Source organism: Peribacillus folii (assembly GCF_030271255.1).
Classification (GTDB): Bacteria; Bacillota; Bacilli; order Bacillales; family DSM-1321; genus Peribacillus.
This window is the reverse complement of sequence record NZ_JASJOM010000001.1, coordinates 176,769-189,929: the sequence shown is the minus strand read 5'-3', so window position 1 is coordinate 189,929 and position 13,161 is coordinate 176,769. Positions and strand designations below refer to the sequence as shown.

11 protein-coding genes and 1 other annotated feature are annotated in these 13,161 nt (G+C 46.1%); of the genes, 9 read left to right on the top strand and 2 right to left on the bottom strand.

The genetic code is table 11. The features are described from left to right. Nucleotides 1-483, bottom strand: coding sequence for a LiaI-LiaF-like domain-containing protein (locus QNI08_RS00930; RefSeq protein WP_285765558.1), 483 nt, complete (start codon nt 481-483; stop codon nt 1-3). A 252-nt stretch (nt 484-735) separates the two neighbouring features. Here QNI08_RS00930 and hemA point away from each other — a divergent pair, with 252 nt between their 5' ends. From hemA to ysxE, 8 genes are all read left to right on the top strand, one after another. After that, entirely contained in the window at nt 736-2,085 is a 1,350-nt protein-coding gene (gene hemA, locus QNI08_RS00925) for a glutamyl-tRNA reductase (protein ID WP_285765557.1), read from the top strand. Between the two features lie 10 nt (nt 2,086-2,095). After that, nucleotides 2,096-2,926 carry a cytochrome C assembly family protein gene (locus QNI08_RS00920; RefSeq protein ID WP_285765556.1) on the top strand — a complete coding sequence of 277 codons (831 nt, stop codon included), beginning with the start codon at nt 2,096-2,098 and terminating at the stop codon, nt 2,924-2,926. A 9-nt stretch (nt 2,927-2,935) separates the two neighbouring features. After that, nucleotides 2,936-3,868: a hydroxymethylbilane synthase gene (hemC, locus tag QNI08_RS00915; protein WP_285765555.1), complete on the top strand. Its 933-nt coding sequence runs from the start codon at nt 2,936-2,938 to the stop codon at nt 3,866-3,868. A gap of 35 nt (nt 3,869-3,903) precedes the next feature. Continuing rightward, nucleotides 3,904-4,665, top strand: coding sequence for a uroporphyrinogen-III synthase (locus tag QNI08_RS00910; RefSeq protein ID WP_285765554.1), 762 nt, complete (start codon nt 3,904-3,906; stop codon nt 4,663-4,665). After that, nucleotides 4,662-5,654 (top strand): porphobilinogen synthase, encoded by a 993-nt coding sequence (gene hemB, locus QNI08_RS00905; protein WP_285765553.1) that lies wholly within the window; start codon nt 4,662-4,664, stop codon nt 5,652-5,654. Before QNI08_RS00910 ends, hemB begins: the two co-directional genes overlap by 4 nt. Nucleotides 5,655-5,679: 25 nt before the next feature. Continuing rightward, the gene (gene hemL / locus QNI08_RS00900) at nt 5,680-6,969 is read left to right on the top strand and encodes a glutamate-1-semialdehyde 2,1-aminomutase (RefSeq protein WP_285765552.1); all 1,290 of its coding nucleotides are present in this window, start codon (nt 5,680-5,682) and stop codon (nt 6,967-6,969) included. Nucleotides 6,970-7,211: 242 nt separating this feature from the next. Continuing rightward, a complete protein-coding gene (spoVID, locus tag QNI08_RS00895) occupies nt 7,212-8,582 on the top strand; it encodes a stage VI sporulation protein D (protein ID WP_285765551.1) in 1,371 nt (456 codons plus the stop codon). A 93-nt stretch (nt 8,583-8,675) separates the two neighbouring features. Further along, on the top strand, nt 8,676-9,746 hold the full coding sequence (ysxE, locus tag QNI08_RS00890) for a spore coat protein YsxE (protein WP_285765550.1): 1,071 nt from the start codon (nt 8,676-8,678) through the stop codon (nt 9,744-9,746). A gap of 56 nt (nt 9,747-9,802) precedes the next feature. Here the strand turns inward: ysxE and QNI08_RS00885 are convergent, their stop codons facing one another. Next, nucleotides 9,803-9,994, bottom strand: coding sequence for a hypothetical protein (locus tag QNI08_RS00885; protein ID WP_285765549.1), 192 nt, complete (start codon nt 9,992-9,994; stop codon nt 9,803-9,805). A gap of 212 nt (nt 9,995-10,206) precedes the next feature. Then, nucleotides 10,207-10,438: a binding site (T-box leader), on the top strand. Nucleotides 10,439-10,480: 42 nt separating this feature from the next. Here QNI08_RS00885 and QNI08_RS00880 point away from each other — a divergent pair. Next, nucleotides 10,481-13,132 carry a valine--tRNA ligase gene (locus tag QNI08_RS00880; protein ID WP_285765548.1) on the top strand — a complete coding sequence of 884 codons (2,652 nt, stop codon included), beginning with the start codon at nt 10,481-10,483 and terminating at the stop codon, nt 13,130-13,132. The last annotated feature ends 29 nt before the right edge of the window (nt 13,133-13,161 follow it).

Below are 13,161 nucleotides of genomic sequence, written 5' to 3'. Positions count from 1 at the left end.
TCACTTTTTTCGGACCAAAAAATAGATCCCGATTGCCATCAAGGCAAATGGCCAAAATCTTTCGATATTCGCCGTGCTCGTTTCCACCAGCCCGAAGGAGGTCGTGATTTTATCATAAAATAAGAATAGTACCGAAATGATCAGCAGTATCAACCCATGAAACATTCCAGTATTTGTTTTGCGGGCCCGCAGTATAAAACCTAGGGAGATGATTAAAATAAAGATACCTATATTATCCGGCCATATTTCCAGGTTTTTTACGATGTGAAAATGGGCCCCGAACCCCAGCAGGATCACGCCTGGCAGGATCGACTCGAATTCATTGCCGCTATAGGCCTGGATCAGGAAGGCGGCACCGACAATGCAAAGTAGCGTCGGCCAGCTATAAAAGTCCGGGAAGATTTCGATTTGGGAATGTTCAAGAAAAAAATAAAGGCCGAAACCGATTAAAACGATTCCAGGGAAAATGCGTTGCGTTTTCATGGGATCCTCCTATCCAATTCGATTACTTGAAGTTTTTTGCCATTTTTGTTATGTTACTTTTGTACACAGTGTCGAAATATGTATGTAACTTATAAATCCCGCTAGACACCTTGTGGAGCGATCCTGGCGTTTTAGCCGTCTTTTCATGGTAGCATATGTTTTCATAAACTGTTCATATTATTTGCGTGAATCCATTTTAGTACATGTTATAATAAATTTACACGAAAAATTTTGGGGGTGCAAAACAAAAGGATGCATATTCTAGCGGTTGGTATTAATTACAAAACTGCCCCTGTTGAAATTCGGGAAAAACTATCGTTTAACGAAGCCGAACTTGCCGAGGCAATGAAAGCTCTTAAAAATAAAAAAAGCATCTTGGAAAACATCATTATTTCAACATGTAACAGAACGGAAATATATGCGGTCGGTGACCAGCTTCATACAAGCAGGTATTACATCAAGGAATTTCTTTCGGAATGGTTTCATATCGATAAAGAGGAATTTTCTAAATACCTGTTCATTTATGAGGGAGATGGGGCCGTCGAGCATTTATTTTCAGTTACGTGCGGCTTGAATTCCATGATACTTGGTGAAACCCAGATTTTGGGACAAGTTCGTTCCAGCTACATGTTGGGGCAGAAAGAAGATACGATCGGGACCGTGTTTAACCATCTCTTCAAGCAAGCCCTTACATTGGCGAAAAAAGCCCATTCGGAAACGGAAATCAATACGAATGCCGTTTCTGTCAGCTATGCTGCCGTCGAGCTTGCCAAAAAAATCTTCGGCGGTCTCAATGGCAAGAACGTCCTGATTCTTGGTGCGGGTAAAATGGGAGAGCTGGCCATTCAAAATCTTCATAGCAATGGTGCAGACAGCATAACGGTCATTAACCGCACCTTCCAGAAAGCGGTCGATTTGGCCGGCAGGTTCAATGGGAGGGCGAAACAGCTTCAGGAGCTGCAATGCGCTTTAGTGGATGCGGATATCCTGATTACTTCCACTGGGTCGAAAGAGCTTCTCGTAACTAAAGAAATGATGACCTTCGTGAACAAGCTTCGTAAAGGCCGTCCCATTTTCATGGTCGATATTGCAGTTCCGCGTGACCTCGATCCAACGCTGGCCGAGTTGGAAAATGTCTTCTTGTATGACATCGACGATCTTGAAGGAATCGTTCAGGCGAATATCGAAGAGCGCAGAAAAGCGGCCGAGAAAATAGAGCTGATGATTGAATCCGAAATCGTCGATTTCAATCAGTGGATCAATTTGCTTGGTGTGGTCCCTGTCATTTCTTCCTTGCGGGAAAAATCGCTTTCGATACAGAAGGAAACGATGGAAAGCATTGAAAGAAAGCTTCCGCATTTAAGCGAACGTGACAAAAAGGTATTGAACAAGCATACGAAGAGCATCATCAACCAAATGTTAAAAGATCCGATCCTTTATGCAAAAGAGCTGGCGGATGAGCCGAATGCAAAAGAGCAATTAAATAACTTCGTGAAAATCTTCCACTTGGAGGAATTGATAGAAGACCACCTGGTGGCGGATGATGAAAAAGTGCGGAACGGCTCCAAGGCATCCCTGCTAAATCCAGTTCCTGTCCAGTAATGAGGTAGATATGGAATTACTAATGACAAGATTGCACGAAGCCACAGTATTGTTGTATGCCATCAGTATGCTTTTATATTTTATGGACTTCCTTAATAATGACCAGAAGGCGAATAAGGTCGCTTTCTGGTTGCTTTCTATTGTTTGGGTGCTGCAAACAATTTTTTTGTTTCTGTATGTATGGAAAACGGGAAGGTTCCCGGTATTGACGATTTTTGAAGGCTTATACTTTTATGCATGGGTCCTCGTATCGTTATCATTGATCATCAATCGCTTGCTGAGAGTCGATTTCACGGTCTTTTTTACGAATGTTTTAGGCTTCATGGTCATGGCCATCCATACCTTTGCGCCTGTCCAGATTGAATCGCAGGTTCTTGCTCAGCGTCTCGTTTCGGAGCTTTTGCTCATACATATCACCTTTGCGATTCTATCTTACGGGGCATTTACGCTTTCTTTCGTATTTTCCCTGCTCTACTTAATCCAATATGACTTATTGAAGCGGAAGAAGTGGGGCAAAAGGCTGCTCCGGCTTGGTGATTTAACCAAGCTTGAGCATATGTCTTATGTGCTTGCCGCGATAGGAGTTCCCTTATTGGTGGTCTCGCTCATCCTCGGCATACAATGGGCTTATATAAAAGTGCCGGGTGTATCGTGGCTAGATATGAAAATCATTGGTTCATTCATATTGCTCATCGGCTACAGTGTGTTTTTGTACTTGAAAATCCGGAAACAAATGTATGGAAGGACACTGGCCTTTCTGAACATTGGATCCTTCATGATTGTATTAATCAACTTTTTCCTTTTCGGAAGCCTTTCAACATTCCACTTTTGGACTACTTAGGAGGAAACTATGAGAAAAATTATTGTCGGTTCTAGACGAAGCAAATTAGCGATCACCCAAACGAATTGGGTGATCGACCAACTTAAAGCACTAGGTGCTCCTTATGAGTTCGAGGTGAAGGAGATTGTCACAAAAGGTGACCAAATCCTTGACGTAACACTTTCCAAGGTAGGCGGCAAAGGCTTGTTCGTTAAAGAAATCGAACAGGCGATGCTGGACAAAGAAATAGATATGGCGGTACATAGCATGAAGGATATGCCGGCAGTGCTTCCCGAAGGCTTGACGATCGGGTGCATACCGCCGCGTGAGGATCACCGGGATGCCCTGATATCGAAAAATCATGAAACGTTATCTGAATTGAAGCCGGGCTCCATCATCGGCACAAGCAGCCTGCGCCGCGGCGCTCAACTTTTGGCGAGAAGGCCTGATCTTGAAATTAAATGGATTCGCGGCAATATCGATACCCGTTTGAATAAGCTGAAAACGGAGGACTATGATGCGATCATCCTGGCGGCAGCCGGACTTTCAAGAATGGGCTGGGAACGGGAGATCGTTACCGAATTTTTAGATGAAGACATTTGCATCCCGGCAGTTGGTCAAGGAGCGCTATCCATTGAATGCCGTGAAGACGACAAAGAGTTGCTCGACCAACTTGAGAAATTGACGTGTGCCCATACAAAAAGGACGGTCGAAGCGGAACGTGCCTATTTGGATAAAATGGAGGGCGGGTGCCAGGTGCCGATTGCCGGCTTCGCAGTGGCGAAGGATAATGGCTCCGTCACTTTGACGGCATTGGTCGCTTCACCGGATGGAAAGGTGATGTACAAGGAAATGGTCGAGGGTACAGATCCCGAGGCAGTTGGACATGAAGCTGCCAGGAAAATTAGTGAAATGGGCGGTAAAGAATTAATCGATCGCGTAAAAGCGGAGCTCGATCAGTAATGATTCCCTTCCAGCCCCTTAAGGGTTATCAGGTATTGATCACCAGAGGGAAAGGACAGGCTGATGGCTTGAAGTCATCAATCGAGGAACATGGCGGAACCCCGCTGCTTGTGCCGTTGCTGGAGTTCACCCTGCCTGACCATTTGAAGGAGGTTCAAAGGTGCTTAGGCGCGATCCATACCTATGACTGGATCATCCTGACCAGCCAAAATGGCGTCGATTATTTCTTTAAGCTTCTCGGGAAACGGCCTGGCACGCTTCCAAAAATAGCGGTGATCGGTTCCAAAACGGAAGTCGCCCTGAAACGATACGGATATGAGGCGGATTTCGTCCCAACCGAATTCGTTGCGGAAGGGTTCGTTTCGGAGTTCATTGCCTCAATCAAACCGGGAGCCCGTGTACTTCTGGCGAAAGGGAATCTCGCCAGGTCCGTCATTGCAGAAGCAATCAGTGATGCGGGATCATCATGTGATGAAGTGATCATCTATCATACCGTACTTCCAGCAAGCAGCGAAGAAGAACTCGTGCATCTTATAAAGAATCATGCCATTGACATCATAACCTTTACGAGTTCTTCGACGGTCAACCATTTCCTGCAGATCATGGAACGCCATGAGCTGGGTGCATACATAGACAGGATCGTCATCGCATGCATTGGACCCATCGCTGCCAAGACCGCTGTTAAACATGGATTAGCAGTGGATGTATGTCCGGGTGTCTACACAACGGACGCCATGGTTGACGATATCATTCGCTTCATCATGAAACGCAATACTAAGGGAGGAACTTTACAATGAAAAACATTCCATTTAATCGCCACCGCCGCTTGCGTGCAAGTGCTGGCATGAGGGCTTTGGTGCGTGAAACGCAATTGCATAAAGAGGATTTGATTTATCCCATCTTCGTCATTGATGGTGAACAGGTGAAAACTGAAATCAACTCGATGCCTGGTATCTATCAGCTCTCCATGGATAATTTGGAGGCGGAAATGGATGAAGTGGTAAGCCTTGGGATTAAATCCGTCATTTTATTCGGTGTACCCTTTGAGCATGATAAAGACGAACAAGGATCAGGCGCATTTCACCATAACGGACTCGTGCAGGAAGCGACCCGCCTCATTAAAAAACGATATCCTGAAGTCATTGTCATCGCCGATACCTGTCTTTGTGAGTATACAAGCCATGGCCATTGCGGAGTGGTTGAAGGAGAAAGAATTCTCAATGACGCCTCCCTTGACCTTCTTGCCAAAACGGCAATCAGCCAGGCAGAGGCCGGAGCCGATATCATAGCCCCTTCGAATATGATGGACGGATTCGTGGCAGCGATCCGTGCCGGACTGGACGAAGCCGGGTATGAAGACATTCCGATCATGTCTTATGCGGTGAAATATGCTTCTGCATTTTACGGACCCTTCCGCGATGCTGCGAATGGAGCGCCGCAATTCGGAGACAGGAAAACATATCAAATGGACCCTGCCAACCGTCTTGAAGCATTTCGGGAAGCGGAATCCGATGTCGCTGAAGGTGCGGATTTCCTGATCGTCAAACCGGCACTTGCTTACATGGACATCATCCGTGATGTGAAAAATAATTTTAATCTCCCTGTTGTTTCCTACAATGTCAGCGGTGAATATTCGATGGTCAAGGCAGCAGCCCAAAATGGCTGGATCGACGAGAAAGCAATCGTGACGGAAATGCTGACAGGATTGAAGCGTGCAGGCTCCGACTTGATCATCACGTACTTCTCAAAAGATGTTGCACGGTGGATGGACGAAGAACAAAGATAATAAAATGGGAAAAGGGGATTGAATCATGCGGTCATATGAAAAATCGAAAAAAGCGTTTGCCGAAGCAGTAAATTTGATGCCAGGCGGAGTGAACAGCCCGGTACGTGCTTTCAAATCTGTGGACATGGATCCCATTTTCATGGAGCGCGGCAAAGGCTCAAAAATGTATGATATCGATGGCAATGAATATATCGACTATGTTCTTTCATGGGGACCGCTTATCCTTGGTCACACAAATGATCGTGTCGTTGAAGCTTTGAAAAAGGTAGCGGAAACAGGCACAAGCTTTGGAACGTCTACGTTGATCGAGAATGAGCTGGCTAAGTTGGTCATAGACCGCGTGCCTTCCATTGAAATGATCAGGATGGTATCATCCGGAACGGAAGCGACCATGAGTGCCTTAAGGTTGGCACGAGGCATTACAGGACGTGATAAAATCCTCAAATTCGAAGGTTCATATCACGGACATGGAGATTCCTTGCTAATCAAAGCCGGTTCCGGCGTTGCGACGTTAGGATTGCCCGATAGCCCCGGTGTACCGGAAGGCATTGCCAAAAATACGATCACCGTACCATATAATGACCTTGCAGCAACCAAATATGCATTTGAACAATTTGGCGAAGATATCGCTTGCATCATCGTTGAGCCGGTTGCCGGGAACATGGGCGTCGTTGCACCGCAGCCTGGTTTCCTCGAAGGCTTACGGGATGTGACGACTCAATACGGGGCATTATTGATCTTTGATGAAGTCATGACAGGCTTCCGTGTCGGTTATCAATGTGCTCAAGGGTATTTTGGCATCACACCGGATCTGACTTGTCTTGGAAAAGTGATTGGCGGCGGCCTGCCGGTAGGAGCGTTCGGAGGCAAGCGCGAATTCATGGAACGGATCGCTCCGAGCGGAACGATTTACCAAGCGGGAACATTGTCAGGAAACCCGCTGGCCATGACGGCCGGACTTGAAACACTGAGCCAGCTGACGCCGGAATCTTATCAAGAATTCACCCGGAAAGGTGATTTGCTTGAACAAGGCATCGGGGAAGCAGCCAAAAAGTATGATGTTCCCCATACCTTCAATCGGGCGGGCTCAATGATCGGACTATTCTTCACGAATGAAGAAGTCATCAACTATGATACGGCCAAAACATCCGATCTGGAATTTTTTGCTTCTTACTATCGGGAAATGGCAAACCAAGGCATCTACTTGCCGCCGTCCCAATTCGAAGGCTTATTCCTATCCACTGCACATAGCGATGAAGATATCGAAAAAACCATCTCTGCGGCAGAAAAGGCATGTGCCCAATTAAAAAAATGAACACAATAAAGCTCTAAGTCAGGACTCCCTTTTCCAAATGCCTTTTGGAGAAGGGGTGCCTGTCTTTTTTTATTCATTTAATGAGACTATTCAAAATAATTGCATAAGTAACTTCTCCTTTAAAAAAAGGGTGCAAAGAGGACGACCTATGGCTCGATGAAAATAAGGAATAATCAATCGTCTTTCCACATAGATTGTTATTGGTATATGTACCGTTTCTGAAGTTGAAAGGAGGAGTTGTCTTGTCGCAAGAAAATGAATCGCATTTACGATTTTCTTTAGAGGAATCCGTTTGGTTCCAGAAGGGACAGGAAGTGGCTGAGCTTTATTCGATTTCCCTGGACCCGAATGTGACGATTCAAGAGAGTGATCAATACGTTTTTATCCGAGGCTCGTTAGACTTATGCGGTGAATACAAGGACTCGCAAAATGGTGAACAAGAGGAGTTCTCGCAAACCTTTTTGCCAAAGGCGGTGCAAAAGGTCGAGAGGCGTCTCAATGGACTTAATGAGTTCACACACCGTTTTCCGGTTGATATAACGATTCCGACCAATCGGGTTGCCTCATTGGAGGAAATCGACGTCTCGATTCAGAGCTTTGACTATGCGTTGCCTGAACATAATTGCTTGAAATTGCAGGCCGACTTGCTGATAACCGGAATATACAATGATTCATATGTGGAAGAACGGCTCGAGGCCGAACAAGAAGCAGGGGAAGTGGAGGAGCAGGAAGAAACGGATGGCGAAAATGAGTCGTACATTCCCTATGCGGCTGGAATGCCGACCATTCCGGATTTTCAGCCTGTTTTCCGGGATGAGGAGGAAGATGAGCTTTATACACCATTTTCTGCGGAGGCAAAACGAGTAGCTGAAGCTAACGAAGAGGAAGAAGAAGAACCCATTTATATTAGCGATCAACACAGTGCTCCTGTATTTGACATGCCGGTTTCACCATATCCTGAAGAGGAGGAGTGGGAGGCGGAAGTAAGCAGGCAGGAAGAACAGGATGCTAGTGAACAAGTGTCCGAGGAGCCTGTATCGTCCATGCAAGAAGAAAAGCCTAGCAGGCAGGACTCGCCAAAAGAGTCCCTGAAGGCAAATGAGGTTCAGGAGCAAGATGCGAATCTTCAAAGTGTTCCAATTGTGAGCGGCCAAGTCGCACGGTTTAAGACGGAGGGGCCGACCCTTCAGGAGGATGAGGCTGTTACGGCAGGTCCGATTCTTAATGAACAGGTGAAGGTGGAAAAAGAAGAGGAGCCTCACTCGTCGATTAGCGAGCTGTTTAAAGAGAGGGAAAGGCCAGCACCGCAAGCCAAGGAAGTGAAAAGCTATAAGGGCAGGAAGCAAGCCGCCGCGGAACGGGATGAAAAAGAAACGGCTGACCATGGGGAGAAGCAATCCTCCATCATGGATCTATTCGGCAGGAAGCAAGAAGAAGAGCTGGTAAGGATGAAGGTTTGCATCGTTCAGCAAGGAGAGACGCTTGAAGATCTGGCCCAGCGTTATGAAGTGACGGTCCAGTCGATACTCTTCAGCAATGAATTGGAGTCGAATCAGAATGTCGAGGAAGGTCAAGTCGTCTATATACCGAAGGCGGTTGCCTATAAAAATTAACCGTGACAGAGAGCAGAGCAGCCATAAAAGCCTGCTCCTGTTTTTTACGAAGAGAACGGTTTAAGTTTTTTTTAGAGAAGGTGAGTGAGTCTCGTGGAGGAAAACGAGAATCAGCAGTCGGCCAATCGGGATTGGGACACGGAAAACGTTTTGAAGCAATATGCCCTTTATGTACAATATATCGAGGATTTCGGACGGGTGAAGAAGGTATACAGTGATCGCGGTACGTTTGCCTTGAAGTCGATTTTACCGCATAATGGCATTGATTTTATAAAAAATGTGCAAAAGCTGTATCATCGCGGTTATAATCGCATCGTTCCCATCTATCAAACGATGGACCAACGGTTTGCCGTCCTCCATAATGGCAGGCTGTATTATTTGATGCCGTGGCTGAACAACGCAGGGGACGGGGAGCGTGATGAAAAGCATAAGCAAATGTTCAGGGAGCTTGCCCGGATGCATACCTTGACTGTAAAAGAAATCCAAGTGGATCCAGAAGAACGGGAAGCGCATTATGAGCGGACGCTAGATGCCTGGAATAATGAGAAGGACTTTATGGATGAGTACATTGTCAGCTGTGAAAAGAAGTGGTATATGTCACCATTCGAAATGACGGTATGCTCATTCTTCAATGATATTTCACAGGCATTGAAATATTCGATCAAGAAGTTTGAAACCTGGTATGAAAAGACGAAGGAAAGTGAGAAGGTTCGAACCGTCGTTACTCACGGAAAAGTCTCCCTTAAGCATTTCGTTTATGATGAACGGGGATATGGTTATTTCATCAATTTCGAGAACTCGAATATGGCGCCGCCTCATTTCGATTTATTGCCTTTTCTCGTTAAATCGGCGAGGACCTACCCTACCCAATGTGATGACAGCGTCGATTGGCTGTATAACTATATGCGATATTTTCCGCTGAAGGAAGAGGAATTGCTTCTCATGCAAAGCTATCTTGCCTTCCCTGGTTCTGCTTTGGAATTGGTGAAGGGCTATTCGGATGGCAGGTCGCAGCGCTCGGAGCTGGATGATGTCACTCAACTGCAGCGGCAATTCTGGTTGTTGAAGAACGTCGAATATATGGTGATGAAAATCGAGGAAATTGAACAGCAAAAAAAGGCGGCTGCCGAGGCTGCCAAAGAAGAGCAATCACCCTCAAGCTAAATATACATGATTGGATCATCTCCAGTCATGTATATTTTTTTGCTGTTAGGGCATAATTAAATCCATTCGAAGTATAAAGACAAGGCCAGGAAAATGAATGCAACCAACAGGAGCATATCAAAGAACGTCGGGAAAATCAGTGTCCGCAATCCTTGGAAAACGATGAAGGGAACGATGAACTGCTGGCAGACACCGCGGAATTTTTTCATCCAAGGCGGTAAAGTGTAGGGAGTATATCTTCGTTTCATATTCATTACCTTCCTTTTTAGGACTTCTAATATACTATGGGTGGCAGTGGAAAAGGTGAAAAAGCCGTCACAATGAGCATTAGTGGAGGATACTATGAAATAGCAATGTCCCTGCTTCTTTAAAAAAAGTAAGCGAAAAGATGATTGACTCTAGCCCCATATTTTTTGTACTATATACTATATGCATTTAATGATTTTACATATGAATATAAATCAATGCTAAGACCGGAATTAGTAAGATGACATGCACCTTTCAGAGAGGAAGCCAATTGGTGGGAGGCTTCCAGGCAGCAGCATCCGAAGTCGTCCGCGAGCAGTTTTCGTGAAAAATCTTTAGTAGCGAAGGCCGGTGAAGAGCCGTTATCCGATTTGAGAGCCGAAAGGGATGCTTTATCTTATTTCGGAAAAAAGGTGGCACCGCGAACAACTTCCTTCGTCCTTTTATGATGATGGAAGTTTTTTTTATGCCCAAAAGGAGGAAATGATATGGAAGAGAACCAGATTTCAATGCCGACTAAATATGATCCGCAGACAATAGAGAAAGGCCGCTATAAATGGTGGCTTGATGGGAAGTTTTTTGAAACGACGGGTGACGATAAAAAAGAACCTTATACGATTGTCATCCCTCCGCCGAATGTGACAGGCAAGCTGCATCTCGGCCATGCATGGGACACGACGCTTCAAGATATATTGACGCGCATGAAAAGGATGCAAGGCTATGATGTTTTATGGCTGCCGGGCATGGACCATGCCGGTATCGCGACGCAAGCGAAAGTGGAACAGAAACTTCGTGCCGAAGGCGTAAGCCGCTATGACCTGGGACGGGAAAAGTTCGTTGAAGAAACATGGAAATGGAAGGAAGAATATGCAAGCCATATCCGTGAACAGTGGTCAAAGCTTGGTCTTGGCCTTGATTATACGCGTGAACGCTTCACGCTTGATGAGGGGCTTTCTAAAGCGGTCCGTGAAGTATTCGTTTCCCTTTACAACAAAGGCCTGATTTACCGGGGTGAATACATCATCAACTGGGATCCATCGACGAAAACGGCGCTATCCGATATCGAGGTCATATACAAGGATGTTCAAGGTGCGTTTTATCATATGAAATATCCGTTGGTGGATGGTACGGGTGAAATCGAAATAGCCACGACCCGTCCGGAAACGATGCTAGGCGATACGGCGGTTGCTGTACACCCTGAAGATGATCGGTATAAGCATTTGATCGGCAAAATGGTCCGCCTGCCATTCACGGGCCGGGAAATCCCGATTGTCGGTGATGATTATGTCGATATGGAATTCGGTTCCGGTGCGGTTAAAATTACACCTGCACATGATCCGAATGACTTTGAAATCGGCAACCGTCATGATCTGGAGCGTATCCTCGTCATGCATGAAGATGGCTCGATGAATGATAAGGCCGGTAAATATGAAGGCATGGATCGTTTTGAATGCCGTAAACAAATCGTCAAAGACCTTCAGGAAGAGGGCGTCCTTTTCAAAATCGAAGATCACCTGCACTCAGTCGGGCATTCAGAAAGAAGCGGAGCTGTTGTCGAGCCGTATCTTTCCACGCAATGGTTCGTTAAAATGCAGCCGCTTGCTGATGCTTCGGTGGAGCTTCAAAAAGGGTCGGATGATGAAAAAGTCCATTTTGTCCCAGACCGTTTCGAAAAAACGTATTTACACTGGATGGAAAATATTCGCGACTGGTGCATTTCCCGTCAGCTTTGGTGGGGCCACCGCATTCCGGCCTGGTACCATAAAGAAACAGGTGAAGTGTATGTAGGACATGAAGAACCAGCGGATGCGGAGAACTGGGAACAAGATACAGACGTTCTGGATACATGGTTCAGCTCGGCTTTATGGCCGTTCTCGACGATGGGCTGGCCTGATGCCGAGAGTGTCGATTTCAAACGCTACTACCCGACCGGCGCACTTGTGACAGGCTATGACATCATCTTCTTCTGGGTTTCAAGGATGATTTTCCAAGCTCTTGAGTTCACGGGTGAACGTCCATTCGAAGATGTACTGATCCACGGCCTCGTTCGTGATGAACAAGGACGCAAGATGAGTAAATCGCTTGGCAATGGTGTCGATCCGATGGATGTCATCGATCAATACGGAGCAGACTCCCTGCGTTACTTCTTATCGACAGGCAGCTCACCAGGTCAGGATCTTCGTTACAGTACGGAAAAAGTCGAGGCGGTTTGGAACTTCTCCAATAAGATTTGGAACGCATCCCGATTTGCTTTAATGAACATGAATGGAATGACGTACGATGAAATCGATTTAAGCGGCGACAAATCCGTAGCAGATAAATGGATTTTGACACGTTTGAATGAAACGATCACGAACGTGACGAGACTTGCGGACCGTTATGAATTCGGTGAAGTCGGCCGTGTACTTTATAACTTCATTTGGGATGACTTCTGTGACTGGTATATTGAAATGGCGAAGCTTCCATTATACGGTGAAGACGAAGCGGCTAAGAAAACGACACGTTCAATCTTGGCTTACGTGCTCGATAATACGATGAGGCTGTTGCATCCCTTCATGCCGTTCATCACTGAAGAAATCTGGCAAAACCTACCGCATCAAGGAGAGTCCATCACTGTTGCCGCTTGGCCGGAAGTGAACGAAGAATTGACGGATACGGCTGCAGCCGAGGAAATGAAGCTGCTTGTTGAAATCATCCGCTCCGTCCGTAACATTCGGGCTGAGGTGAATACGCCGCTAAGCAAAAAAATCAACTTGATTTTAAAAGCGAAGGACGAATCCACCTTGGCGACCCTGCAGAAGAATAGCAGTTATATTGAACGCTTCTGTAATCCTGAACAATTGACGATCGGCATTGAAGTCGAAGAGCCAGCCCAGGCGATGACGGCTGTCGTAACCGGAGTGGAGCTGATCCTCCCGCTTACAGGACTGATCAATATTGATGAAGAAGTGAAACGTCTTGAGAAAGAGCTCGACAAACTCAATAAAGAAGTGGAACGTGTACAGAAAAAATTAGGCAACGAGGGCTTCGTCAAGAAGGCGCCGGCAAGCGTCATTGAAGAAGAGCGGGCCAAGGAAAAAGACTATAGCGAAAAACGCGACTCCGTGATCCACAGAATCAATGAATTGAAACAACTGTAAGCATGAAAGGAGGAACCAGCACATTGGCT

What these genes read in the sequence shown, in the direction of transcription:
- QNI08_RS00930 (WP_285765558.1), bottom strand. Translation starts at nt 483, where the DNA reads ATGAAAACGCAACGCATTTTCCCTGGAATCGTTTTAATCGGTTTCGGC.
- hemA (WP_285765557.1), top strand. Translation starts at nt 736, where the DNA reads ATGCATATTCTAGCGGTTGGTATTAATTACAAAACTGCCCCTGTTGAA.
- QNI08_RS00920 (WP_285765556.1), top strand. Translation starts at nt 2,096, where the DNA reads ATGGAATTACTAATGACAAGATTGCACGAAGCCACAGTATTGTTGTAT.
- hemC (WP_285765555.1), top strand. Translation starts at nt 2,936, where the DNA reads ATGAGAAAAATTATTGTCGGTTCTAGACGAAGCAAATTAGCGATCACC.
- hemB (WP_285765553.1), top strand. Translation starts at nt 4,662, where the DNA reads ATGAAAAACATTCCATTTAATCGCCACCGCCGCTTGCGTGCAAGTGCT.
- hemL (WP_285765552.1), top strand. Translation starts at nt 5,680, where the DNA reads ATGCGGTCATATGAAAAATCGAAAAAAGCGTTTGCCGAAGCAGTAAAT.
- QNI08_RS00885 (WP_285765549.1), bottom strand. Translation starts at nt 9,994, where the DNA reads ATGAAACGAAGATATACTCCCTACACTTTACCGCCTTGGATGAAAAAA.
- QNI08_RS00880 (WP_285765548.1), top strand. Translation starts at nt 10,481, where the DNA reads ATGGAAGAGAACCAGATTTCAATGCCGACTAAATATGATCCGCAGACA.